Source organism: Streptomyces sp. NBC_01429 (assembly GCF_036231945.1).
Lineage (GTDB): Bacteria > Actinomycetota > Actinomycetes > Streptomycetales > Streptomycetaceae > Streptomyces.
Map to the genome: position 1 here is coordinate 4,945,352 of NZ_CP109599.1, position 25,266 is coordinate 4,970,617.

Genomic DNA, 25,266 nt, shown 5'->3' on the forward strand with positions numbered 1-25,266 from the left:
GGCCGCCCGGTCCCGACGGCCGCCCGGTCGGCCGGTTCCCGGCGGCCCGCTCAGTCCTGGTGGTCCGCCCAGACGTACGCCTCCGGCAGCAGCTCCGCGATCGTGAGCGTACGGGGGTGGTCGTCGGTGCCGACGATGACGTGGATCGCCGGGAAGTAGTCGAAGAGGAACTGGCGGCAGCGCCCGCACGGGGGCATCAGGCCGCGCTCGCCGTCGCCCACGGCCACGATCGTCGTCAGGTCGTACACGCCCTGCGCCGCCGCCGCGCCCACCAGGACGAGTTCGGCGCAGGGGCCGCCCGTGAAGTGGTACGCGTTCATCGCCGTGACGATCCGGCCGTCACCGGCGCGGGCCGCCGCGGCGACCGTGTGGCTGTCGCCCCGGGCGTGGGCGCGGGCCGTCGTGGTCGCCGCCTCGATCAGGCCGTGGTCCACCGCGGTCCCGGAGGCGGAGGCGGCGGCGGCCGACGCGGCGGAGGCGGCGTCGGCCGCGACGCCCGGGGCGCCGGGGGCTGTGGGCGGTACAGGAGTCGTCATCAGTTGCCGGTGACCGTGACCTTCTCGTCGTTGTTGAGCTGGCTGACGAGCTGCTTGACCTTCGCCTCGTCCCACAGCAGGTTCCCGCCGCTCTGGCCCGCGATCGGCATGTTCATCGACGTGCCGTCGCCGCTCGTCACGCCCTTCATCGCGAAGAACATGCTGCCCAGCGACCACAGGGACATGTCCTTGTCCACGACCAGCGTGTCCAGCCCCGCGCCCGCCGCCGGGTAGAACCGGAACGGGTTGATGATCGTGCTCGGGGTGGCCGTCTGGGAGGCCAGGGCCGAGAGGAACTTCTGCTGGTTCTTCGTACGGTCCAGGTCGCTGCCCGCGAAGGCGTACCGCGTCCGTACGAAGGCCAGCGCCTGCTCGCCGTTGAGGGTCTGCTCGCCCGCCTGGAAGTCCGCGCCCGACTTCTTGTCCTTGAACGCCTTGGGGATGTCCAGGTCCACCCCGCCGATCGCGTCCACGACATTGGCGAACCCGGCGAAGCCGATCTCCACGTAGTGGTCGATCCGCAGCCCGGTCTTGGCCTCGACGGTGCGCACCAGCAGCGGCGCGCCGTCCTCGGCGAAGGCCGCGTTGAGCTTCTTGTGCGCGGACTGCGCCGGGAAGACCTTGCCGGACTCCGAGCCCTTGAAGGAGGGGATCTGCACATCGGTGTCGCGCGGCAGCGAGATCAGGGTCGGCCCGTTGGACCCCGTGTGCAGGATCATCATCGAGTCGGTCCTGCTGCCCTCGGCGGAGCCCGTGTGGAGCTTCTTCTTCTCCTCGTCGGACATGCCGTCCCGGCTGTCCGTACCGACGATCAGATAGTTCGTGCCCTTGCCCCCGTCCGGGCGGTCGATCACGACCGACAGGTCGACCTCGCGCCGGAGCTTGGAGTCGGCCCAGAAGTACGTGCCGATGGAGACGCCGAGGACGGCCACGACCAGCACCAGCGCGCCGATCTTGATACGGCGGCGCCAGTCGGGCGCCTGCCGGGGCCCGGAGGCGCCCCCGCCGCGCTGCGGGGGTACGCCGTCATAGCCACCGCCGCCGGCCCCGCCGGAGGGGGCGCCGTAGACCTGGCCCGTGTTGTAGCCGTTGTCGTACGCGTCGCCGTACCCGTTGTCCCGGCCGGGGCCGGCGCCCTGGCCGTACCCCGGTGACTGCTGGGGCACTCCGCGGCGCTGTACGTGCGGCATGGAACGCGCGCCCTCGGGCCGCCCGCCCGCGCTGCCGCGCCCGTACCCGTTGCCCTGCTCGCCGTTCCGTCCATCGGGCCAATCATTCATACGGACAGTCTGCCGGGCGAGGCTGTGCTCCATACAGGGAGGTGGGAAATCGGATCGGGGCTGTTGCGAAGCTGATGCAAAGAAGACCGGGCCGTTGCCCGGGCAGAAGCCGTCGGACCCGCGCATAGGGTGGAGGGCATGACAGACCAGGCCCAAAACCCGGATTCCCCGATTCCGGGCAAGCCCACGTCCGCCTCACGGACCACGCTCAGCCACATCATGAGCGGCGGCGACACCAACCTGCTCGGTACGGTGCACGGCGGCGTGATCATGAAGCTGGTGGACGACGCGGCGGGGGCCGTCGCCGGCCGGCACTCCGGCGGGCCCGCCGTCACCGCCTCCATGGACGAGATGGTCTTCCTGGTGCCCGTCAGGGTGGGGGACCTCGTCCATGTGAAGGCTCAGGTCAACTGGGTCGGCCGGTCGTCCATGGAGATCGGCGTACGCGTCCTGGCCGAGCGCTGGAACGAGTCCACCCCCGCCACCCAGGTCGGCAGCGCGTATCTCGTCTTCGCCGCCGTGGACGAGGAGGGCAGGCCCCGGTCCGTACCGCCGGTGATCCCGGAGACCGAGCGGGACGAACGGCGCTACCAGGAGGCGCAGATCCGGCGCACGCACCGGCTCGCCCGGCGCCGCGCGATCAAGGAGCTGCGGGCGAAGCGGGCCGCCGACGGGATCGACGAGCGGCGGGGCGGTCCGGCCGCCGACGGCGACGACAGCACCGACGAGCGGTAGCCACGCGCGCGCCGGCCCCGCCCCGGCGCCCGCCGTCGGCTACGCGCACACCGCCTGGTCGCCCGTCGTCGCCCCGAACTCGCCCTTCGGCGCCTCCTCCGCCCGTACCGGAGTGACCGCCTTGTAGTCCGTGCCCGCCATCACCTTCAGCGTCGCGCCCTGCTGCTTCACCGCCCGCAGCTCACTGCCCGGCAGCGCCGCCGCCAGGGACTTCGCCGAGCGGTCCCAGCGCGGGTCGTACATGACGACCGTGCGATGGGCGTCGGGGCCGTCCGAGGTGAGCGGCGCGCGGGTGGTGTTGAAGCCGGTGGCGTGCAGCGCGTCGTCCACCCGCTTGCCCAGGCCGTCCGTGGCCGTCCCGTTGTAGACCTGCACCCGGATCTCCTGCGGCTTCACGTCGACCAGCTTGACCGGCTCGCCCTTGCCGCCGGACCCGCTACCGCCGGATTCACCGGATCCGGACCCGCCGGACTTCGAGGGGTGCGCCGGCCGGTCCTTCCGCGGCGTCAGCGGCTTGTCGTCGCGCACCGCCCGGAACAGCTGCTTCGACTTCACCGGATCCCACTTCACCGTCGAGCCGATGCCCTTGACCGTCACCCCCGAGCCGTCACCGGCCAGCGGTACGGAGGTGAACTCCGACGAGGCGGGGGAGAAGCCGCGCATCGCCTCGTTGAGATCGAGCAGCTGCCGCGCGCCGAACCCGGCGTCGGCCCGTACCGAGTCGAGCATGGTCGAGGTGACCTCCTTGAACCGCACCGGGTTCAGCAGCACCCCGCTGCTGGTGGCCCGGTGGATCAGGGCGGCCAGGAAGCGCTGCTGACGCTGCATCCGCCCGAGGTCGGCCGCGCCGTCGATATGCCGGGACCGTACGTACTGGAGCGCCTCCCCGCCGTTCATCCGGTGCGTGCCCGGGGCCAGGTCGAGGCCGGTGTACGAGTCCTTCAGCGGCCGGGGCGTGCAGATGTCCACTCCGCCCAGCGCGTCCACCGTCTTCATGAAGGCGGTGAAGTCGACCTCCAGATAGTGGCTGATCTTCACGCCCGTCATCCGCTCGACCGTGCCGACCGTCAGCCGCGGCCCGCCCTCCGCGTACGCCGCGTTCAGCTTCACCGGGTGCGGCGCGTGGCGCTTGCCGGTGGTGGCGTCGGTGTGCTCGGGCAGCTCCGTGTAGCTGTCGCGCGGCAGGCTGACGACGCTGGCGCGCCGCCCGTCCTCCGAGAGGTGCACCAGCATGACCGTGTCGGTGCAGTGGCAGGGCGCGCCGCCGAGCCGGTACTTCTGCCGCTCCTCCTCCGTGATCTTGTCGCGGCCGTCGGTGCCGACGAGCAGCAGGTTCAGCCCCCGCCCGGCGTTCGGCCGGTTCTTCATGTCCTTGAACGGGTCGACCCGGCCGATCCCCGTATCGAGGCTGGTCACCACCGCGTGGCCGATCCCGCCAGCGCCCAGGACCAGGACGGAGAGCGTCGTCGCCGTCCGCATGCCCCAGCGCGGCCGCCGGGGGCCGGGCCCGCGTCCTGGTGGTGCGGGGCGGCGGGTGGTGCGGGGCGGCGTGGGCACGGGGAGCACCTCCGCGGTGACAGGGGCCGGGTGGCCGGGGGAGCGGGTGAAGCCGTGAACGGATTCCGCGCACGGTAGGCCCATACGATCAGCGGCACCGGTCCGCAACCGGGCGGCGCGCGTGGCTGTCCCCCGTTCGCGGTAACGTGGCGGGTCATACCGCAGAGCCGGTCGAAGGTCACCCGACAGGCTCTCAGCCTCCCGAAGGACCCAGAAGGACCACATGCCTGCCCTGCCGCCCGCGGTCTCCGTGATCATGCCGGTGCTCAACGAGGAACGCCATCTGAGGAACTCCGTCCGGCACATCCTGGAGCAGGAGTACGACGGCGAGATGGAGGTGGTGATCGCGCTCGGCCCCTCCGCGGACCGTACGGACGAGATCGCCGCGGAGCTGGTACGGGAGACCGCGTCCGACGCGCGCGCCCGCGTCCACACCGTCCCGAACCCGACGGGCCGCACCCCGGCGGCGCTGAACGCCGCGATCAAGGCGTCCCGTCACCCCGTCGTCGTACGGGTCGACGGCCACGGCATGCTCTCGCCGAACTACATCGCCACCGCGGTCCGGCTCCTGGAGGAGACGGGCGCGCAGAACGTCGGCGGCATCATGCACGCCGAGGGCGAGAACGACTGGGAGAACGCGGTGGCCGCCGCGATGACCTCGAAGATCGGCGTCGGCAACGCCGCGTTCCACACCGGAGGCGAGGCCGGCCCGGCCGAGACCGTGTATCTGGGCGTCTTCCGGCGCGAGGCGCTGGAACAGCAGGACGGCTACAACGAGGAGTTCATCCGCGCCCAGGACTGGGAGCTGAACTTCCGCATCCGCGAGTCGGGCGGCGCGATCTGGTTCTCGCCCGAACTGCGCGTCCAGTACCGCCCGCGCCCCTCGGTGAAGGCGCTCGCCAAGCAGTACAAGGACTACGGCCGCTGGCGCCATGTCGTCGCCCGCTACCACTCCGGCTCGATCAACCTGCGCTATCTCGCCCCGCCGGCCGCCGTCTGCGCGATCGCGGCGGGCCTGGTCGTCGGCGTGGCTCTCACGCCGTGGGGCCTGGTCGTGCCGGCCGGCTATCTCGCCGCGATCGTCGCGGGCTCGCTCCCGGCGGGCAAGGGCCTGTCGCTGAAGGCGCGCCTACAGATCCCGGTGGCGCTGGCCACCATGCACATGTCGTGGGGCTTCGGCTTCCTGACGAGCCCGCGCTCGCTGGCGAAGAAGGTCATCGCGAGCCGCCGCCCGGCCGCCGGGGCGCGGCCGGTCGAGGCGTAACCCGTAGCAGAACGAAGCGGGAGCGCCGCCCGGCAGGTGCCGGGCGGCGCTCCTCTCTCGTAAGTACGGCGGTGTCAGAAGCGGTACGGCTTGTACACGTCCATGCAGGCGTCCTTCTCCGAGCCGTTGAGGGCGTCCGCCGTGTCCGGGACGGAGCCCGCCTCGGGTTCGGCCGCCTTCGGGAAGGCCGAGCCGGTGCGCCAGTCCGCGCCGACCGTCACCGTGACCCCCGACACGTCCGTGGACTTCTTCACCGAAGTCAGCGGAATCCCCAGGGCCTTGGCGACCGCCTGCGCGTCGCCCTCCAGCTCCGCGCTGGGGAAGTCGACCGTCGTCCTCTCCTGCGGGGTGAGCTGGGCGTCCGCCCTGGCCAGCGGGTATCCCTTGCCGTTCAGCAGTGTCGCCACGGCCGCCGCGCGGCCCCGTACCGGGCTGCTCTGCGCGTCGCCCGTGCCGTTGCGCACGCCCACACCGGTGTCGGCGGGCGTGGATGACGGGGTCTTGGCGGCCTTGTCGGCGGCCTTCTTCCCGGCGGCGGCCCCGGTCTTCGCATCGGCCTTGTCGCCGTTGCTGTCGAAGGCCACGTCGTCGCGGAGCATCGCCCACATCCTGTCCGCGTCGGCCTGCTGCACGACCAGATGGTTCGGATCCTGCGGATCGACGTCCGTCGGCATCGTGGTCATGGTGATGCGGTCGGTCGGCACGCTCTTGAGCTGCATGGCCAGGTCGAAGAGCTTCTTGACCGTACCGATCTCCTGCGACACCTCCAGCGACTTGGTGGCGGCCTCCGCGAGACCGGTCAGCCTGGGCGTGTCGGTGAAGACGTTCTGCGAGGTGAGATGGCGGATCATCGAGTTCAGATACATGTGCTGCGCCTTGGCGCGGCCGAGGTCGCTGGCGAAGGCGTGCCGGGTGCGCAGCCACTGGAGGGCCTGCTCGCCCTTGACCTGGTGGGTGCCCTTGGTGAGTTTGAGCCCCGAGCCGCCGGGGACCCCGGGCCGGGGCCGGTCCCACACGTTGTCCTTGACGCAGACGTCGACGCCGCCGATCGCGTCGGCCATCTTCACGACGCCGGAGAAGTCGATCGTCATCCAGTGGTCGATGTAGAGGCCGGTCAGCTTCTGCCAGGTGGCGAGGGTGCAGCCCGCGCCACCGCGCCCCAGCGACTCGTTGATGATCGTGTTGACCTGCGGATAGGTCGTGCCGGTCTCGGCGTCCTCGCACTTCGGTATGGAGACCCGGGTGTCCCGGGGTATCGACACGACCGAGGCGTTCTTCCGGTCGGCGGATATGTGGACCAGCATCTGCACGTCCGCGAGCGGCGGGTCCTCCGTGAGGTTCTTGCCGCCGCCGAGCTTGACGTTCGCCGGATCGCTGCGGCTGTCGGAGCCCAGGAGCAGGATGTTCAGCGGGGTCTGGCCCGCCGCGTTCGCCCGCGCCTTCGCCGGGTCCGCCGCGCCGCCGGTGCGCGAGCCGCTGCGGATGTTGCCGTTGAGGTGCTCGTAGTACCAGTAACCGGCGCCGGCCGTCCCGAGTATCAGCAGCGACAGCACGGCGGCGGCCCAGCGCACTATGCGCCAGGGTCCGCGCCTGGTGCGTACGGGGAGCGCGTCGCCGCTCTTCCCGGCCCCGGCCCCGGCGGGGGGCGGGGAGCCCGGCCCGGATCCGGACCCGCCGCCTACGCCGGATCCCGGCCCGCCGTCCGCGTCCTTCGGGGGCGGTCCGTCCCCCTCGTACAGGCTGTCGTCCCAGCCCAGTTCCCGCGCCTGCGGGACGCGTTCTCGCGCGCCCTCCGGCCGTACACCACTACCGCTCTGACCCATCCAGACTCCCCGTGTCACGCAGTCCGTACGAGCCGGTTCCGCGGCGTCACTTGGCGCAGACCTGCTTGTCCGCTTCTACCTTCTGCACGTTGGACGACACCTTCGCCGCCCCGGCGATGGGCACCCCGGCGCCCTTGAAGTCCTTGCCCAGGGTCAGCGCCATCGCTTCGAGCCCCTCGGCGTCCTCGGTGCCCGGCTTCATCCCGGACGCGGGCAGCCCCAGCATGTCCGCCAGCGCGCGCGCCTGGTCGGCCTGGTTCGGCGCGTACTCCAGCGTCGTCCTGGCCACATCGGCCGGGGCGTTGCCCTTGTTGGAGGACTTCAGCACGCCCTCGGTGTTCTGCAGCCAGTTCAGGGTCTCCTGCGCGGAGCCCTGCGGGCCGCCGCCGTTGAACACGTCGACGCGCACATCGGCGGGCGCGGCCTTGGTGCCCTTGAGGAGCGCCTCCTGCTTCTTCTTGGCGGCGGCGTCCTTCGCCGACTCCTTCTTCTTCACCTCGGTGAGGGAGACGTCGTTCTGCATCATCGAGAACAGCGGCTTGGCCTCGTTGTCGTTGAGGACCACCGTCGCCTTCACGGTCTCCGCCGGGTTGTCGAGCACCGGCAGCGTCATGAAGGTGATGTTCTTCGCCGGGACCTTGGCGAGTTCCTTGGCGAGTTCGCTGAGCTTGTCGATGCTGCCGATGCCGGTGTCCACCGTCAGCGCCTTCGTCGCCGCCTCCGCCAGCTTGAACAGCTTGCTGGGGCTGGTCAGCGTGTCGCCGGACTTCATCTCGCGGATCATCGAGCCGAGGAACTGCTGCTGCGTCTGGATCCGGCTGAGGTCGCTCTCGTTGCCGAACGCGTGCCGGGTACGGACGAAGGCGAGGGCCTGCTCGCCCGCGATCTTGTGGGTGCCCTTGGTGAGCTTGAGCCGCGACTTTTTGTCGTCGACGTCCTTGTCCACGCACACCTCGACGCCCCCGACCGCGGTGGACAGCGTCTTGACCGCGTTGAAGTCGGCCATCATGAAGTGGTCGATCTCCAGGCCGGTGATCTCGGTGGTGGTGCGCATCGTGCAGCCGGGGTCCCGGTCGTCCTGGCCCAGGCTGTTGTTGAAGCGCTGCTGCGTGGCACCGGGGATGACCTTGGTGCCGTCCTCGGTCTTGGTCTCGCAGTCGGGGATGTCGGTGATCAGGTCGCGCGGGATGGAGAGCACCGTCGCGTTCGTACGGTCCTTGGAGACGTGGAACAGCAGATTGGTGTCGGCGTGGCCGATGCTGCCCGCGTCGCCGTATCCCTCGTTGCCCGCGCCGGTCCGCTTGTCCGTGCCGATCAGCAGGATGTTGACGGGCTTGCCCTTTTTGAAGCCGCCGCTGCCCGCGCCCGCGACATCGATGGTGGCGATGTTGCTGTTGAGGTGCTGGTAGTAGAGGTAACCGCCGGTGGAACCGGCCACCAGGACGAGGGCCAGCGCGCCGCCGGTCCACAGCAGGGCCTTCTTCTTGCCCGACTTCTTCTTGCCCTTGACAGCCTTGCGCTTACGGCGGCCGGGCGCGGCGGGCGGCGGCTCCTGCTGGTTCCTGCCCGGGCCCTTGGCCGGATTCTTGCCCGCCCGGCGGCTGCGCTGCTCCGGGACGTCGGCGCGCGGCGCCGGGGCGTCGCCGGTCGCGGCCGACGGGTCCGGTCCGGTGCCGGTACCGGCGTCCGTTCTTCTGCCGGTGGTGGCGCGTGGTGCCGGTGACTGCCCTGTGGAGTGGTCCAGTCGCAGCTCGTAGTTACCCGTGTCCGGGTTGAGCACCCACTGGTCGGCGGGATCGATATCGTCCGCCTGTCCACGGCTATGTGCATCCACGGTTGCTTGAATCCTCCGTCGGTGCCACGCGAGTCGCCTTCCCCCGAAGACGCCCGGTTTTCGCTCCAGCTAGTGCGCGACCTGGCGGTCGGATGCACCGGATCGCGCCACACTATCCGTCCAGTTCAGCGTCGAGCGACGCCCGTGACAAATTCCACGTTCCTTACAAGCGGGCAATCTGCCCAATTTTCGTGGACTGTCGCTCACTCTTTGGGTATTGCTTTACTCGCATACGCGCGCCGCGGCATTTGTCCCCTGGAAGACGGGGTCTTCGTCCGTCGTGGCGGCGGGGGAATCATCGGCCTCATCGGCTTCGTCGGTGTCTTCCGCGCTCGGCGGGACGACGGTGACGAGGGCGTCCTCGCGCAATTGCTTGAAGAGGATATTCGCGGCGGGCTGCACCAGTTCGTCCCGGTTGGGGTCCTGAACATACGGTTGCCGGGGAACAGTGAGGAACTGCACCTTGTCGGTCGGTACGCTCTGCATCGAACGCGTCAGATCGTAGAGATCGCTGAGCGAGCCCAGCCCCGGGTCGGTGGTGATGGCCTTCGTCGCCGCGTAGAGCACCGGATAGAGCTGCGTCGGATTGAGCAGCACCCCATTGCTCTGCACCTTCTTGAAGAGGGCGCCGAGGAACCGCTGCTGCCTGCCCATGCGCTGCGTGTCGCTGCCGTCCCCGAGGCTGTGCCGCGCCCGTACGTAACCGAGCGCCTGCTCGCCGTCGAGTGTGTGCGTACCGGCGGAGAGCTTGAGCTTCGAGTCCTTGTCGTCCACCGCCTCCTTGAGGCAGACCTTGACGCCGTCGACCGCGTCCACCATGTCCTTGAAGCCCTGGAAGTCGACCACCATGTGATGGTCGACGCGGATACCGGTGAGCTTCTCGACGGTACGGATGGTGCAGGCCGCGCCGCCGAACTCGAAGGCCCAGTTGAACTGCGCGGACTGCGCCCTGCTGCGGGTGCCGTCCGACCGGCGGCAGCTGGGGATGTCCACCATCAGGTCGCGCGGGAAGGAGACGGCGGTCGCGCTCTTCCGGTCGGCGGGCAGATGCAGCAGGATCGTCGTGTCGGAGCGCTGCGAACCGCCGTCGTCGCGGCCGTACTTGCTGTTGCCCTCGCCGGCCCGGCTGTCCGAGCCGACGAGAAGTATGTTCTCGGCGTCCAGGACGACGGGCTTCGGCCGTTCCTTCTCGTATGTCTGAAGTTCGGCGGCGGTGCTGGTATCGGTCGTGATGTTGGCGTCGAGCCGCTGGTAGAACCACCAGCCGGTGGCGGTGACGGCGAGCACGGTCACCGAGGCGCCGACGGCCACCCAGCGCAGCCAGCGGCGCTTGCGGGGCTTGCGCGGCGCGGGAAGCGCGGCAAGCACGGGCGGTGCGCCGGCCGGCTCCGCTGCGGGCTCGGGCGCCGCGGCGGCCGCCGCCATGACGGAGGCGACGGCCGTGAGGGCGGCGTGGTACTCGTCGCCGCGCTGGGGTTTTTCGTCAAGGGGGGCCGTGACGTCTCTGTCCTCGGCTGCCGCGCCGCTCTCGGATTCGCTCCCGGATTCGCTCCCGGCGTTCTCGTCCGGTTCGGGCGGCGTGCCAGCACTGTCGGTCACGTCTTCGTCCATCCTTCAAGCCGTCGGCGGCACGCTGGGCCGCCGGTTGATGTCGTAGACGGGCGGCGACGGCCCTTGGTTGTGCTGGAGATCGCACATCTTGCCGATCATGTGCTTCGGTTTGGTTACGGCTGTGCCACCCCCGTCCGTTGTGTGCGGGACGGGCGGTTTTCGGACGTTCCCGGGGAGACGTGTTGCCTTTCCGCGCCGCGTCAAACCGCGCGGTGGGTGACCCGTTCACTCGTCACGCGCTGCTCCAGCGCCGGTGCCGGAAGCGTCCCGAGATGTCGGCACAGCACCACGGAGCCGCCCGCCGCGAGCGGGGCGAACAGCCCGGCCGAGAGCCCCTGCCAGCCGTCGTACGACAGCCCCGACAGCAGCCGCGAACCGGCGCCGAGAACTCGCTCCTCGGCGTCCGCGCGTGCCCGCGCGACCAGTTGGGCCCCCGTCAGCTCCGTCCCCCCGACGACGAGCGCGGGCGCCTGCGGGTCCACCGGGGCGTACGGCGCGAAGCGGTCGCCCTGCGAGGGCACCTCGACGGCGTAGTCCACGAACCCGGCCGGAGGCCGCGGGAAACGGCCGCCCAGCGGACGCAGCGCCAGCGCCACCCGCTCGCCGCCGCACGCGCGCGCCGCGTCCAGCGTGTCCGGGCCGCTGACCACGAGAGAGGCCGCCGCGGGGTCGCCGCCGATCTCCACGCACACCCCCACCGAGGAACAGGCGAGCAGCCACACCGCGCTCTGCCAGTGCGCGGGCAGCAGCAGCGCGAGCCGGTCGCCCGGCTCGGCGGACAGCTCGTCCTGGAGCAGATTGGCGGTCTTGGACACCCAATTGGCGAAGGTGGCCACGGACAATTCCACCCGCTCACCGGTGGCATCGTCGTAGAAAGTGATCAAGGGGCGGGCCGGGTCCGCGGCGAGAGCGGATCGCAGCAGGTCGGCGGGGGTACGGTCGCTGGCGTTCACGCGGCACAGGGTACGCCGGGGCCCTGTGCCGCCACCGCCGTACCGGTGACGCCGTACACCGGTTGGCCCGACGGGCCGTCAGTTTTCCCGGAGGCGCGGCGGCGCCCGCGCCCGCAGGATCGGCTCATGCGTGCCTACCTTGCAACCTCGATCGGCGTCACGTGCACCGCCGCCCTGCTCCTCCCTACGTCGCAGCCGTCGGACGCGCTCGCCGCACCGCACACGGCGGCGGCGTCCTCCACCGCGGAGCCGCACCACCGGGCGGGCGCGGCGGCCGTGCCGGGCTCCACCGAGTCCCTCCCGCTCACCGCCCTCGGCGACCGGCGCTCGTCCGGCGCCGCTGAACAGGGCGTGGCCCGCCGTGACGTCCGGCCCTTCTCGATGCTCGGTGTCATCTGGGACGACGCCGACGCCGAGTTCCACGGCACCGTCCAGGTCCGGACCCGCGCCACCGCCACCCACGTCTGGTCCGACTGGCAGGACCTGGAGACCCACAACCAGGAACACGGCGCCGACCCCGGCACCCAGGAGCGCGACTCGGGCACCGTGCACGGCTCCACCGCCCCGCTCTGGGTCGGCGGCTCGGACGGCGTCGAACTGCGCGTACGGGCCATCCAGGAGGACGGCGAGACGGGCCCGGCCCGCGGGCTGCTCCCGCGGGGGCTGCGGCTGGAGCTGATCGACCCGGGGGAGGAGCCGGGCGAGGAGACGCCGGAAGCCGGCGGTACGGATGTCGGCGGCAAGGGCAGCACCGGCGAGGAGAGCGGCGCCGCGGACCCGGGCGCGACCGGCTCCCTCGCCGAGGGCGAGCGCGCCCCCGCCATCCCCATGTCCCTGGAGGAATCGGCCAGTTCGACCGCGAACGAGGGCCTCGCCACCCTGGGCGCCCGCGAGATCCCGGCCCTCACCAAAGCGGAGTCCGAGGCCGAGGTCACCGACGCCGCCGCCAAGCAGTACGCGGCGCCGCGCCCGCGCATCGTCACGCGCAAGGGCTGGGGCGCGGACGAGTCGCTGCGGGAGAAGCGGTTCGGCTACACCAGCACGGTCAAGGCCGCCTTCGTCCACCACAGCGCCACCGGCAACAACTACACCTGCAAGCAGGCGCCCTCCGTCCTGCGCAGTATCTACCGCTACCACGTCAAGAGCAGCGGCTGGCGCGACTTCGGCTACAACTTCGCCATCGACAAGTGCGGAAACATCTACGAAGGGCGCGCCGGGGGCGTGGCGAGACCCGTACTGGGCGCCCACACGCTCGGTTTCAACACGAACACCATGGGCATCGCCGTCCTCGGAACGTACAGCGGTACGAACCCGCCGGCGGCGGCCACCACCGCCGTCGCGCAGCTCACCGCGTGGAAGCTCGGGCTGCACCGCGTCAACCCGAAGGGCAAGGTCACACTGACCTCCGGGGGAAGCGGGAAGTACTCCAAGGGAACCAGGGTCAGCATGAACACCATCTCCGGGCACAGGGACGGATTCGCCACCGAATGCCCGGGGAGCCGTCTCTACAGCAGGCTCGGCACCGTCCGCACCACCGCGGCCCGCTACCAGGGCCGTTGACCAGCCGTCGCTGACCAGCGGCGACGGCTGGGCCGGGGGAGTGCCGGTCGGTTCCGAGTACGTGCGCATGTATCCATGTACGTACGAGAGCGCGGCCCCGAGACCACCCCGAGAAGCGGAGACCACACGTTGACAGAAGCGATCCTCCTGGTCGGAGGCAAGGGCACCAGGCTCAGGCCCCTGACCGTGCGCACGCCCAAGCCCATGGTCCCGGCGGCCGGCGTCCCGTTCCTCACGCACCAGCTGGCGCGTGCGCGGGCGGCGGGGGTCGAGCACGTCGTGCTCGCGACCTCGTACCTCGCCGAGGTCTTCGAGCCGTACTTCGGGGACGGCTCGGCCCTCGGGCTGAGCCTGGAGTACGTGACCGAGCGCGATCCGCTCGGCACGGGCGGCGCCATCAGAAACGTCGCCTCGCGGCTGCGCTCCGGACCCGACGACCCCGTACTGGTCTTCAACGGCGACATCCTGACAGGTCTCGACATCCGGGCGCTCGTCGCGACGCACAGCGCGTCGGGGGCCGACGTCTCGCTCCATCTGACCCGCGTCGCCGACCCGCGCGCGTTCGGACTCGTGCCCACCGACGCGGACGGGCGGGTGACGGCGTTCCTGGAGAAGCCGCAGACCCCCGAGGAGATCGTCACGGACCAGATCAACGCCGGGGCGTACGTGTTCCGGCGCTCGGTCATCGACTCCATACCCGGGGACCGGCCGGTCTCCGTGGAGCGCGAGACGTTCCCCGGGCTGCTGGCCGCCGGCGCCCATCTCCAGGGCATGGTCGACTCCACGTACTGGCTGGACCTCGGCACCCCGGCAGCCTTCGTGCGCGGCTCCGCCGATCTCGTCCTCGGCCGCGCCCCGTCCCCGGCGGTGCCCGGCCGCTGCGGCGACCGGCTGACCCTGCCGGGCGCCTCCGTCGCCGACGACGCCAAACTCACCGAGGGCACGGTGGTCGGCGCCTCCGCCGTGATCGGCGCGGGCGCCCGGATCGCGGGCAGCGCCGTCCTGGACGGCGCGGTCGTCGAGCCCGGCACGGTGATCACCGACTCGCTGATCGGCGCGGGCGCGCGGATCGGCGCCCGTACGGTCGTGACGGGCGCGGTCGTCGGCGACGGCGCGACGGTCGGCCCGGACAACGAACTGCGCGAGGGCGTCCGCGTGTGGTGCGACGCGGTGCTGGGGGCGGGGGCGGTGCGGTTCTCCTCGGACGCGTAGCCGTTCGCCGCGGGCGGGCCAGGAGCACCGGAACCCCGGTTCGCCGGGGCGCCGGGCCCGCCCCGCCACCCGGCGAACCGGGCCGGGCCCGGCCGCGGCCCCCCGCCGGAAGGCGACACCGTACGCTCGACCCGTGGCCGGCCGTTTCGCTCCCCGTTCCGCCCCCGACAGATCCGCGCACGGCGCAAGCGTGCCGCGGCCCCGGGGGCTCACCCGGCGCTGGACGCCGCCGGACGGCCCGTACGACCTCGGGCTCGTACTGGGCCCGCTGCGCCGGGGGCCCGGTGACCCGACGTTCCGGGCCGGGGCGGACGGGGCGGTACGACGGGCCTGCCGGACGCCCGAGGGGGCCGGGACGCTGCTGGTCGAGAGGCGCGGCGGCGACGTGGCCGCCGAGGCGTGGGGGCCGGGGGCCGAGTGGCTGCTCGAACAGCTGCCGGAGCTGCTCGGCGCCACCGACGACCCGGCCGCCCTCACCCCGCGTCACCGCGTCGTCGCGCAGGCGCTGCGGCGTCGGCCCGGACTGCGGCTGTGCCGGACCGGACTCGTCCTGGAGTCGCTGATTCCGTCGGTCCTGGAGCAGAAGGTCACGACGATCGAGGCGTACCGCGCCTGGCGGCTGCTGGTACGCGGGTACGGCGAGCCCGCGCCGGGACCGGCCGGCGAGGGGCTGTACGTGATGCCCGACCCCAGGACATGGGCGCTGATCCCGTCCTGGGAGTGGCACAAGGCGGGCGTCGACTCCAAGCGCTCGGCCACGATCCTGCGCGCCGTCCGCGTCGCGCGCCGGATGGAGGAGGCGGCGGCGATGGCGCCGGAGCGGGCCGCCGCCCGGCTGGAGCTGATCCCCGGGATCGGGCCGTGGACCGCCGCCGAGGTCGTCCAGCGGGCCAACGGCGCCCCCGACGCCGTCACCGTCGGCGATCTCCATCTGCCCGGCATCGTCGGGCACGCGCTCGCGGACGACCGGGACGCGGACGACGCGGCGATGCTGGAACTCCTCGCCCCCTACGAGGGCCAGCGGCACCGCGCCGTCCGGCTCATCCTGCTCAGCGGCCGGACCCCGGCCCGGCGCGCGCCCCGGATGGAGATCCGGAACATCGCGCGCCTCTGAACGTACGTACGTGGTGCCCGCTCAGCGCACCTCGATGAAGCTCTCCGGCGACCGCGCCGGACGTTCCTTCGGCGGGGCCGCGGCGCGGCCCACCGCGACCGCGCCCATCGGGTCCCAGTGCTCCGGCAGGTCCAGCACCTCCCGGACGACATCGCGGCAGAACATGGTGGACGAGACCCACGCCGAGCCCAGCCGCTCCCCGGCCAGCGCCACCAGCAGGTTCTGCACCCCGGCGCCCGTGGCGACGACGAACATCTCGCGTTCCGCCGTGTCGCGCCGGGCGTCGCCGTAGGTGTGCGCGCCGTCCGTCACCAGGCACGGCACCACGAGGTACGGCGCCTTGCGCAGGACGTCCCCGCGCCGCACGCGCTTGGCGATCGACTCCTCGGACTTGCCGTCGCGGCGCAGATCGGCGATCCAGGCGTCGCGCATGGCGTCCAGCAGCCGGGTGCGGGACGCCTCGGACTCCAGCAGGACGAAGCGCCAGGGCGTCGTGTGGTGCGGGGCCGGCGCCGTGACCGCGGCCGCGACCGCCCGGCGGACCGCGCCCGGGTCGACCGGGTCGTCGGTGAACTCGCGGACCGTGCGCCGCTGGGTCACCGCTTCCCGTACGGCCTCGGACGTGCCGAGCCGGAACATGTCGTCGGCCGCGACCCGCACCAGCGCGCGGGCGCCCGGGTCCGTCGCCTCGCCGGGCGCGACGAGATGGGCGAGCCCGCTCACCACCGCCACCGGCAGATTCTCGGCCTTGCCCTTCACCAGGTCACCGGCGGCCGCCAGCTCGTCCGCGAGAGCCACGATGGTGGCCGACAGCGGATTGCCGTGCGCGTCCGTAGCGCCGCGCAGGTCCTCCAGGACCCGGACGCCCGCCGCGCCGATCGCGACATCGGTCAGACCGTTGCGCCAGGGCCGGCCGAAGGTGTCGGTGACGATCACACCGATGTCCGCACCGAGCGTGTCCCGCAGGCCGTCCCTGATCGCCCGCGCCGACGCGTCCGGGTCCTCGGGCAGCAGCAGGACCGTGCCCGGCGCGGTGTTGGAGGCGTCGACCCCGGCCGCGGCCATGACCAGGCCCTGCCGGTTCTCGACGATGCGCAGGGCGCCGCGCCGCGCGACCACCCGTACGCTCTCCGCGTCGATGGCCGCCTCGCGGTCGGTCGCCTCGACGATCCTGCCCTCGGCCTTGGAGACGATCTTCGAGGTGACCAGCAGGATGTCCCCGTCCACCAGCGCGGGACCGGCGGCGGCGATGAGCTTGGCGAGGTCGTCCCCCGGGCGGACCTCCGGCAGCCCCGGCAGGGCGCGCACCCGGTACGAGGGCGGTGTCATGCCCGTACCTCCTCGGCCAGGGCCAGCGCCTCGCGGGCCATCGCGGCCGTGGCCGCCACGTCCGTCATCATCAGCGGGACCGCGCGGCTGCGGATGCCCGCGCTCTCGACGGAGGGCACGGCGGCGGCGTCCACGGTGTCGACCAGCCAGCCGTCGAGCAGCCCGGACCCGTAGTGCAGCGCGACCGCCGAGGCCGTGGCCTCGACGCCGATCGCGGCGAGCACCTTGTCGGCCATCCCGCGCACGGGCGCGTCCCCGACGATGGGGGAGAGCCCGACCACCGGGACGCCCGCCTCGGCGATGGCCTCGCGGATGCCGGGGACGGCCAGGATCGTGCCGATGCTGACCACCGGGTTGGACGGCGGGAAGAGGATGACGTCGGCGGCGCCGATGGCCTCCAGCACGCCGGGCGCCGGCTTGGCCTGCTCGGCGCCGACCGGGACGATCGCGTGCGCCTCCACGGCCGCCCGCATCCGTACCCAGTACTCCTGGAAGTGCACGGCCTGGCGCTCACCGTCCACGTCGATCGCCACATGCGTCTCGACGCGGTCGTCGGACATCGGCAGCAGCCGTACGCCGGGATTCCAGCGGTCGCAGAGCGCCTCGGTGACGGCGCTCAGCGGGTAGCCGGCGCCGAGCATCTGCGTACGGACGATATGGGTGGCGAAGTCGCGGTCACCGAGGCCGAACCACTCGGGCCCCACGCCGTAGGCCGCGAGTTCGCTCTTGACCTGGAACGTCTCGTCCGTACGTCCCCAGCCCTGCTCCTCATTGATGCCACCGCCCAGGGTGTACATCACCGTGTCGAGGTCGGGACAGACTTTCAGCCCGAACAGATGGATGTCGTCACCGGTGTTGCCGATCACCGTGACGTCCGCGTCAGGCGCGGCCTGCTTGAGGCCGCGGAGGAAACGGGCGCCGCCGATACCGCCGGCCAGAACCACAATGCGCATAAAGACAGTGTGTCAGGGGCGGTGATCGGCCGACGGGCGGGAGCGTCAGGCGGGGACGACCTTCTCCCGCGCGGAAGCGGTGGCCGCGGCGGGGGCAGGGGCGGTGGCCGGGGTGGTGGCCCGGACGGAGTCCGTCGGGTGCGTCGGCATCTCCGTCAGCCCCGGGTAGTAGATGTGCAGGCTCACCGCGGGCTCCAGCGCGTCGTTGACGACCTCGTGGGCGTGGCCGGGGGCCAGGATCCGCTGCGCGCCGGGGGCCAGGGTGCGGTCGCCGTGCTGCGAACGCTCCGTCAGCCGCCCTTCGAGCACGGTCAGTACGCCCGAGGACCGGCCGTGGTCGTGCGGGTCGGTGCTCTGCCCAGGCACCCAGGAGAGCAGCCAGACCTCGTAGCCGGGCCCGGTGCGCAGCCGGTGGTACCAGCGGCTGATGGCGTCGTAGCGCACCAGCGGCGCCCACTGGTCCCGGTCGGCGGCGAGGGTACGGGCGAGGCCGACGAATTCGGCCACGGTGACCGGGTGCTCCCGGGCCGGCTGGAGGAGATGCGGGACCTCAAGGAGGTCGCCGGCGATCTGAAGGTCGCTGTCGCTGTTCATGGACGCGGTGGTTCCTCGGAGATGAAGGAAGGGGCGAGGGGTACGTGAACGCGCCGGGCGTCATCCACGCACGGAAGGGACTCGGTTCGATCGGTGCACGTTCGATCGGTGCACGTTCGATCGGTGGGGATTCGATCGGCTGGAGTTCGATCGGCTGGAGGCGTGAGCCGTCAACAGCTGGAACAGCAACAGCGGGCCTGGACAGCGCTGCGGAATCCACGGACGTGGGTCGCGGTCTGCGAGGCGATGGCTGGCATGGGATCCAAGGTCCCGAATCCAGTCCCGGATGTCAACTCAATGACCGGTTTGGTGGTAATTCTTCACCTCATCCGGTCACCCCGGCGAGGGGGAGGTTTGCGTATCGGCGGTCCGGGACACATGGGGCAGCGACCATGCGCGCACACCCCTTCGCTCCCTTTTGCTCCCTTCCGGTCGGGCGCGGTCGGGGCTCGGCCGGGCCCGGCCGGGGCGGTGATCCGGAAGTGTGATCCGGATCGCTTCCCCGTTCGGACGCGCAACAACGGCGAAGTTCGTGACGTCTTCCTGGTTGGGATTGTTGAGCTTGTCGAACATGTCGAGCTTGCGGAGAGGAGGTCGATGCGGGCAGGCCAGTGGCATGTGTCAGGTTTTTGGTGATTTGCACACTTTCCGCATACGCTTGGTTCCGCAGAGTGAATACCGGGGGCAATAGCAGATCTCGGCTTGACCCACCCAGACCACGCACTTGTAATTTCACTCGTGTCGTTCGGCCGAACTCGACAGCGGCCACACCCACGGGGAGCAATAGACAGACGAGGGGCGCACATGACCGAGCTGTTCCAACAACTGCTGGTCGAGGACGCGGACGAGGAACTCGGCTGGCAGGAGCGCGCCTTGTGCGCCCAGACCGATCCCGAGTCCTTCTTCCCCGAAAAGGGCGGTTCGACCCGCGAGGCCAAGAAGGTCTGCCTCGCCTGCGAGGTCCGCTCCGAATGCCTTGAGTACGCCCTTGCCAACGACGAGAGATTCGGCATCTGGGGCGGGCTTTCCGAGCGCGAGCGGCGCCGGCTCAAGAAGGCCGCGATCTGATCCGGCCGGATCCGGGACCCGCTCCCGGTCCGATCCCTTCCCGGTCCGATCGCGCCCCCGCCCGAGCCGCGGCCCGCGCGCCGAACCCACCCCGGCGCCGGCCCACTCGTACCCCCGGCCGACGGCCCCTCGGCCCACCGGCCCCGCTGTTACGTATGACACGGTCCGCAGCCCGCGCTCTGCCGCAGGCGGCGGACCGTTGTGTTTCCGGCCGCGCCCGGCCCGTACGCACGCCGGGATCATCGGGCGACCGGGCGCTCGGTGTCCGCTCCTACCGTTAGTGTGGGGCCCCGTCCGAGACGCTCCAACGCCCCTTCGGGGCGACCCCCCGGCCGGAGGGCCCGCCACCTCAATGTCCCCCACCACAGCCGCGTTCGTTCCCGCCACCGCCCCCGAGTTCCCCCGGCACGTCGTGACCGCGGTGCTCGTCTCCCATGACGGCGCGCGCTGGCTGCCCGACGCCCTCGCCGGGCTGCTGGGCCAGGAACGCCCCGTACAGAACGTCATGGCAGCCGACACCGGCAGCGCCGACGAATCCGCCCAACTGCTCACCGAGGCGCTCGGCGACGACCATGTGCTGCATCTCGCCCGCAGGTCCGGCTTCGGCACGGCGGTCGACGAGGCCGCCCGGATCGCCGGGGTGCTCACGCCCGACGAACTGCCGTACCTGAAGCGGCCGGGCGGCTGGGACCCGGTCACCAAGACCTGGCAGGACGAGAACTACAGCCTCCCCGAACTGCCGCACGGCGAACCGGTGCAGTGGCTGTGGCTCCTCCACGACGACTGCGCGCCCGCCCCCGACGCGCTGGCCGAACTGCTGCGCGTCGCCGACTCCGACGAGTACGCCGCCGTCGTCGGCCCCAAACTCCGCGGCTGGTACGACCGCAAGCAGCTTCTCGAAGTCGGCGTCTCCATCGCCAACAGCGGACGCCGCTGGACCGGCCTCGACCGGCGCGAACAGGACCAGGGCCAGCACGACCAGGTCCGCACCGTCCTGTCCGTCTCCAGCGCCGGCATGCTCATCCGCCGCGACGTCTGGGACGAACTCGGCGGCTTCGACCGCGCGCTGCCCCTCATGCGCGACGACGTCGACCTGTGCTGGCGCGTGCACGCCGCCGGGCACCGCGTCCTCATCGCCCCCGACGCCGTCCTGCGGCACGCCGAGGCGTCCGCCCGCGAGCGCCGCACGGTCGACTGCGCGGGCCGCTCCGTCGTCAACCCGCACCGCGTCGACAAGGCCGGCGCCGCCTACACGATGCTCGTCAACGCGCGGGCCGCCGTCCTCCCGTACGTCCTGTTCCGCCTCGTCATCGGCACCCTGCTGCGCACCCTCGCCTATCTCGTCGGCAAGGCGCCCGGCCAGGCCATCGACGAGGTCATGGGCCTCTTCGGCACCCTGCTGCGGCCCGGACGGATCGTCAGCGGCCGCAAGGAGCGCGGCAAGGGCGTCGTGGAGGCGGCCGAACTGCGCCCCCTCTTCCCGCCCGCCGGCGCGACGATCCGCGTCACGGTCGAACAGGTCGCCGCCAGCCTCGGCGGCGACTCCGACTCCGACACCGGCGGCTCGCGCCACGGCGCCGTCGAGTCCGGCCCCGGGGGCGACGACGCCGACTTCATGGAGGTCGAGCAGTTCGCCCGGCTGAAGAAGCTGGTCCACAAGCCGGGCCCGGTCCTCTTCGCCGTCCTGCTGCTCGTCTCCGTCATCGCCTGCAGGGGCCTGTTCGGCGGCGGCGCGCTCGCGGGCGGGGCCCTGCTCCCGGCGCCCGCCGACGTCTCCGACCTGTGGTCCCGGTACGCCGACGGCTGGCACCCCGTCGGTACGGGGCTCACCGACACCGCGCCGCCCTACCTCGCCGTACTCGCGGCCCTGTCCGCGCTGTTCCTCGGCTCCACCGGCTTCGCGCTGACCCTGCTGCTGGTCTGCTCCGTACCGCTGGCCGGGATCACCGCCTACTTCGCCTCCCGGCCCCTGGTGCCGTCCCGGCTGCTGCGCGCCTGGGCGAGCGTCGCGTACGCCTTCCTGCCCGCCGCCACGGGCGCCCTGGCGACCGGGCGGCTCGGCACCGCCGTACTCGCCGTCCTGCTGCCGCTGATCGCCCGCGCCGCCGTCTCCGCGTACGGCATGCGCGAGGGCGCGCACGGCGAGAGCCGCGGCAGCTGGCGCGCCACCTGGGCGTACGCCTTCCTGCTCACCTTCGCGATGGCCTTCACCCCGGTCGTCTGGCCGGTGGCGGTCGTACTCGCCGTCGGCGTCCTCGCGCTGCGCAGGACCGACCTCAAGGCGTACGCGCCGCGCGTGCTCGCCGCGCTCGGCACGCCGATCCTGATGCTCGCGCCCTGGTCGCTGTCGCTGCTGTCCGACCCCGGCGCCCTCTTCCGCGAAGCGGGTCTCGAATTCGGTACGGGCTCGGCCTCCGCGCTCGACCTGCTCGGCATCAGCCCCGGCGGCCCGAAGGCGGCCGGCGGCATCCTCATGCTCGGCATCGTGCTGGCCGCGCTGGCGGCCCTGCTGCGCGCCGAGCGGCAGTTCGCGATCCGTACGGCCTGGGCCGCCGCGCTGGTCGCGCTGGTCTTCGCCGTCCTGTCCAACAACTCCGGCTGGGCCGGACCCGCCACCCTGCTCTACGGACTCGCGCTGATCGCGGCCGCCGTGCTCGGCGCCGACGGCGCCCGCATCCGGGTCGCCGAGCAGAGCTTCGGCTGGCGCCAGCCCGTCGCCGTCCTCATCGCCGCCGCCGCGGGCCTCGGCCCGCTGATCGTCGCCCTCGGCTGGATGATCGGCGGCGCCGCGGGCCCGCTGGAGCGCCGCGACCCGGTGCAGGTGCCCGCGTTCGTCGCCGAGGAGTCCGTCACCCGCGACCAGCCGCGCACCCTGGTCCTGGGCGGTACTTCGGCGGCCGAGGTGTCGTACTCCCTGGTCCGCGGCTCCGGCGCGCGGCTCGGCGACGCCGAGCTGACCGCGTCCGGCGGCGGGGACGAGCGGCTCGACAAGATCGTCGCCAATCTGGTCGCCGGCTCCGGCGCCGACCAGACCGACCACCTCAGCGGCTTCGCGATCCGGTACGTGCTCGTACGGGACGGAGTGCCCCGGCAGACGGGCCGCGTCCTGGACGCCACCCCGGGTCTGACCCGGCTCAGCCAGCTGGACGGCAGCGCGCTGTGGCGCGTGGACCGGCAGATCTCGCGGGCCACCATCGTCGACGGCAAGGGCGAGGGCGAGCCGCTGGCCGTCGCGTCCGCGCCCGTCGAGGCGCACACGAAGATCCCGGCGGGCGCCTCCGGGCGGATCCTGCGGATCGCGGACCGGGCCGCCGATGGCTGGCAGGCCACGCTCGACGGCAAGGTCCTCACGAAGAAGACCGTCGACGGCTGGGCGCAGGGCTTCGAGCTGCCGGCCGAGGGCGGCCGGCTCGACCTCACGTACGAGGACACCTTCACGCACACCGTGTGGATCTGGACGCAGATCGCGCTCGCCGTCGTCCTGCTGGTGCTCGCCCTGCCGGGGCGTCGCCGGGAGATCGACGACGACCTGCCCGAGGAGGAGCTGGACATCCCGGAGCAGCAGGGATCGGGCGAGGGACGCCGGGCGCGCAGGCTGCGCGCGGCGGCCGAGGCCGCGGCGGCCGAGACGGAGGCGGAGGCCGCGCGGGACACCGAGGGCGACGGGGCACCGCAGGCCGCGCCCGCCCCGTCGCGTACCCCCGAGTCCGCGCAGGCGCCGGAGTACGACACCGGGCAGCAGGCCCCCGTCCCGCCGCCGCCCCCGGTCGCCCCCGGCGCGCCGGAGGAGGGGTACGGGGCCGTGCCGCGGCAGCCGGCGTACGACGAGTGGGACCCGCGTACCTACGCGGGCGCGGACTACCCGCAGCAGGCACAGCAGGCACAGCAGGCACAGCAGGCACAGCAGGCACAGCAGGCACAGCAGGCACAGCAGGCACAGCAGACCCCGCAGGCGCAGCAGTACGGCGAGGGCCAGTACCAGCAGCCCTACCAGCAGCAGCAGTACGCCGCCGACCCGTACCAGCAGGGCGATTACCAGCAGGGCGACTACCCGCAGGGTGAGTACCAGCAGGGCCAGTACCAGGCCGGTGCCCCGTACCAGCAGGACGGGCAGCAGCAGTACGACGCGCCGTCCTACGACCCGTACGGCTACGCCCAGCAGCCGCCCTACCCCGACGGCCCCGAGAACGAACCGCGTCAGCGCCCCGACGGGAGCAGCAACCAGTGAACCGTACGAGCATCTCCCTCCTCGCGGCCGCCACCGCCCTCGCCGCCATCACCGGATTCGCCTCCATGACCGCCCCGGCCGCCGGTGACACGGCGGCGTCCGGCTCGGCCGCGCGGCTGCCGGTGGAGCGCACCACCCAGCTCTGCCCGGCGCCGAGCGTGTCGGAGGTGGCGGAGACGACGTACACCTCCGTCACGCCCACCGGCAAGGGCGGGGCTGACCGTGAGGCGGGCGAGGAGGAGGGCGGATCGGCGGAGCTGAAGAAGTCCACCGTCACCCTGGCGGACTCCGGCGGTACGGACTCCGGCGACACGAAGAAGGACGAGAAGAAGCAGGACGACGCGAAGAAGGACGCGGCGAAGGCGAAGCCGTTCGTCGCGCTGAAGGAGCCGGGCAAGCCCGTCACCGTCGAGGCGAGCGGCGCCGAGGTACCGGCCCTGGTCGGCGTCGCCACCGGCAGGTTCGCCCCCGGCTGGACGACGCAGCAGACCACCGCGGTGAGCGTGGGCGACGCGCGCGGCCTGCTGGGCATGACCTGCACCGCGCCGGACACCGACTTCTGGTTCCCCGGCGCGAGCACCGAGCGGTCGCGCCAGGACTACGTGCACCTCACCAACCCCGACGACACGGTGGCCGTCGTGGACATCGAGCTGTACGGGAAGGACGGCGTGATCAAGTCGGAGGCGGGGGAGGGCATCCCGGTCCCCGCCCGGTCCACCGTTCCGGTGCTGCTGTCCACCCTGACCGCCGAGGACGCCCCCAGCGTGACCGTCCATGTCACCACCCGTACGGGCAGGGTCGGCGCGGCGGTGCGCGCGGAGGACAGCGCGGGCGGCAGCGACTGGCTGGCCGCCGCGGCGGACGCCGGGAGCCGTCAGGTGATGCCGGGCATTCCGGCGGACGCGACCGATGTGCGGCTGGTGGCGTTCGCGACCGGCAACGACGACGCGGACCTGAAGGTGCAGCTCGCGGGCGCCGACGGCACGATCACCCCGGCCGGGTACGAGACGCTGCACGTCAAGTCCAGGATGACGGCGGCGCTCGACCTGTCCGACGTCACCAAGGGCGAGGCCGGTTCGCTGATCGTCAGCCCGTCCGACGGCGCCCGCTCGGCGCCGGTGGTCACGGCGCTGCGCGTGGTCAGGGGCAAGGGCGACAAGCGGGAGATCGCGTTCATCCCGGCGACCGGGCCGATCGCGTCGCGGGCGACCGTGGCCGACAACCGCGCCAAGGGCTCGACGCTCTATCTGACCGCGCCGGGCGACGCCGCGAAGGTCAAGGTCACGGCCTCGGCGGGCAGCGGGGGCGGCGAGGCGAAGGTGGAGACGTACAGCGTCAAGGCCGGTACGACCCTGAGTGTCCAGCCCTCGGCGCCCGCAGGGCTGAAGGGGGCGTACGCGCTGACGGTGGAACCGGAGTCGGGTGGTCCGGTCCATGCGGCGCGGATGCTCGCGCTGCCGGAGGACGGCATTTCGATGTTCACGGTGCAGACGCTGCCGGACGACCGGGGGACCGTCTCCGTACCGAGGGCCAGGGAAGACCTGTCGATCCTGGACGACGGGAAGTAGCGGGTACGGGGGGACGGAGCCAGGCTTCGCCCCCACGTCCCCCTGGC

General features: G+C 72.2%; 18 protein-coding genes. 8 read left to right on the forward strand and 10 right to left on the reverse strand.

Translation table 11 applies throughout. The features are described 5' to 3' along the window. Positions 1 to 50: 50 nt before the first annotated feature. Both OG627_RS21840 and OG627_RS21845 read right to left on the reverse strand, forming a co-directional pair. Positions 51 to 536, reverse strand: a complete 486-nt coding sequence (locus tag OG627_RS21840) for a cytidine deaminase family protein (RefSeq protein ID WP_329067604.1) — start codon at positions 534 to 536, stop codon at positions 51 to 53. Next, the gene (locus OG627_RS21845; protein ID WP_329067606.1) at positions 536 to 1,816 is read right to left on the reverse strand and encodes an LCP family protein; all 1,281 of its coding nucleotides are present in this window, start codon (positions 1,814 to 1,816) and stop codon (positions 536 to 538) included. The genes OG627_RS21840 and OG627_RS21845 overlap by 1 nt, the downstream gene beginning before the upstream one ends. A gap of 138 nt (positions 1,817 to 1,954) precedes the next feature. On the opposite strand from OG627_RS21845, the gene OG627_RS21850 reads away from it, so the two are divergent. Beyond that, the gene (locus OG627_RS21850; protein WP_329067608.1) at positions 1,955 to 2,551 is read left to right on the forward strand and encodes an acyl-CoA thioesterase; all 597 of its coding nucleotides are present in this window, start codon (positions 1,955 to 1,957) and stop codon (positions 2,549 to 2,551) included. Between the two features lie 39 nt (positions 2,552 to 2,590). On the opposite strand, the gene OG627_RS21855 is transcribed toward OG627_RS21850, so the two are convergent. After that, the gene (locus OG627_RS21855; protein ID WP_443073518.1) at positions 2,591 to 4,108 is read right to left on the reverse strand and encodes an LCP family protein; all 1,518 of its coding nucleotides are present in this window, start codon (positions 4,106 to 4,108) and stop codon (positions 2,591 to 2,593) included. Between the two features lie 223 nt (positions 4,109 to 4,331). Here OG627_RS21855 and OG627_RS21860 point away from each other — a divergent pair, with 223 nt between their 5' ends. Next, the gene (locus OG627_RS21860) at positions 4,332 to 5,372 is read left to right on the forward strand and encodes a glycosyltransferase family 2 protein (protein ID WP_329067610.1); all 1,041 of its coding nucleotides are present in this window, start codon (positions 4,332 to 4,334) and stop codon (positions 5,370 to 5,372) included. Positions 5,373 to 5,446: 74 nt separating this feature from the next. Here the strand turns inward: OG627_RS21860 and OG627_RS21865 are convergent, their stop codons facing one another. The 4 genes from OG627_RS21865 to OG627_RS21880 form a co-directional block, all read right to left on the reverse strand. Further along, positions 5,447 to 7,195, reverse strand: coding sequence for an LCP family protein (locus OG627_RS21865; RefSeq protein WP_329067612.1), 1,749 nt, complete (start codon positions 7,193 to 7,195; stop codon positions 5,447 to 5,449). A 46-nt stretch (positions 7,196 to 7,241) separates the two neighbouring features. After that, complete coding sequence (locus OG627_RS21870) at positions 7,242 to 9,029, reverse strand: LCP family protein (RefSeq protein ID WP_329067614.1); 1,788 nt, start codon at positions 9,027 to 9,029, stop codon at positions 7,242 to 7,244. Positions 9,030 to 9,251: 222 nt separating this feature from the next. Then, positions 9,252 to 10,454, reverse strand: a complete 1,203-nt coding sequence (locus OG627_RS21875; RefSeq protein WP_443073642.1) for an LCP family glycopolymer transferase — start codon at positions 10,452 to 10,454, stop codon at positions 9,252 to 9,254. 386 nt (positions 10,455 to 10,840) lie between these two features. After that, positions 10,841 to 11,593, reverse strand: coding sequence for a TIGR03089 family protein (locus OG627_RS21880; protein ID WP_329067617.1), 753 nt, complete (start codon positions 11,591 to 11,593; stop codon positions 10,841 to 10,843). A gap of 126 nt (positions 11,594 to 11,719) precedes the next feature. Between OG627_RS21880 and OG627_RS21885 the strand changes: the two genes are divergently transcribed. From OG627_RS21885 to OG627_RS21895, 3 genes are all read left to right on the forward strand, one after another. After that, positions 11,720 to 13,153: a peptidoglycan recognition protein family protein gene (locus tag OG627_RS21885; RefSeq protein ID WP_329067619.1), complete on the forward strand. Its 1,434-nt coding sequence runs from the start codon at positions 11,720 to 11,722 to the stop codon at positions 13,151 to 13,153. A gap of 129 nt (positions 13,154 to 13,282) precedes the next feature. Further along, entirely contained in the window at positions 13,283 to 14,365 is a 1,083-nt protein-coding gene (locus OG627_RS21890) for an NDP-sugar synthase (protein ID WP_329067621.1), read from the forward strand. 133 nt (positions 14,366 to 14,498) lie between these two features. Continuing rightward, a complete protein-coding gene (locus OG627_RS21895) occupies positions 14,499 to 15,479 on the forward strand; it encodes a DNA-3-methyladenine glycosylase family protein (RefSeq protein ID WP_443073519.1) in 981 nt (326 codons plus the stop codon). A 21-nt stretch (positions 15,480 to 15,500) separates the two neighbouring features. Here OG627_RS21895 and OG627_RS21900 read toward each other — a convergent pair whose 3' ends face one another. The 3 genes from OG627_RS21900 to OG627_RS21910 are packed head-to-tail and all read right to left on the reverse strand — an operon-like array spanning position 15,501 to position 18,355. Continuing rightward, a complete protein-coding gene (locus OG627_RS21900) occupies positions 15,501 to 16,808 on the reverse strand; it encodes a coenzyme F420-0:L-glutamate ligase (protein WP_329067625.1) in 1,308 nt (435 codons plus the stop codon). Then, entirely contained in the window at positions 16,805 to 17,761 is a 957-nt protein-coding gene (cofD, locus tag OG627_RS21905) for a 2-phospho-L-lactate transferase (RefSeq protein WP_329067626.1), read from the reverse strand. Before cofD ends, OG627_RS21900 begins: the two co-directional genes overlap by 4 nt. A 45-nt stretch (positions 17,762 to 17,806) precedes the next feature. After that, positions 17,807 to 18,355, reverse strand: a complete 549-nt coding sequence (locus OG627_RS21910; RefSeq protein WP_329067628.1) for a cysteine dioxygenase — start codon at positions 18,353 to 18,355, stop codon at positions 17,807 to 17,809. Positions 18,356 to 19,159: 804 nt separating this feature from the next. Between OG627_RS21910 and OG627_RS21915 the strand changes: the two genes are divergently transcribed. The 3 genes from OG627_RS21915 to OG627_RS21925 all read left to right on the forward strand — a co-directional run bounded on the left by OG627_RS21915 (position 19,160) and on the right by OG627_RS21925 (position 25,219). Continuing rightward, positions 19,160 to 19,423 carry a WhiB family transcriptional regulator gene (locus OG627_RS21915; protein ID WP_014046372.1) on the forward strand — a complete coding sequence of 88 codons (264 nt, stop codon included), beginning with the start codon at positions 19,160 to 19,162 and terminating at the stop codon, positions 19,421 to 19,423. A 352-nt stretch (positions 19,424 to 19,775) separates the two neighbouring features. Further along, complete coding sequence (locus tag OG627_RS21920; RefSeq protein WP_329067630.1) at positions 19,776 to 23,651, forward strand: glycosyltransferase family 2 protein; 3,876 nt, start codon at positions 19,776 to 19,778, stop codon at positions 23,649 to 23,651. Next, the gene (locus tag OG627_RS21925) at positions 23,648 to 25,219 is read left to right on the forward strand and encodes a DUF5719 family protein (protein WP_329067632.1); all 1,572 of its coding nucleotides are present in this window, start codon (positions 23,648 to 23,650) and stop codon (positions 25,217 to 25,219) included. Before OG627_RS21920 ends, OG627_RS21925 begins: the two co-directional genes overlap by 4 nt. The last annotated feature ends 47 nt before the right edge of the window (positions 25,220 to 25,266 follow it).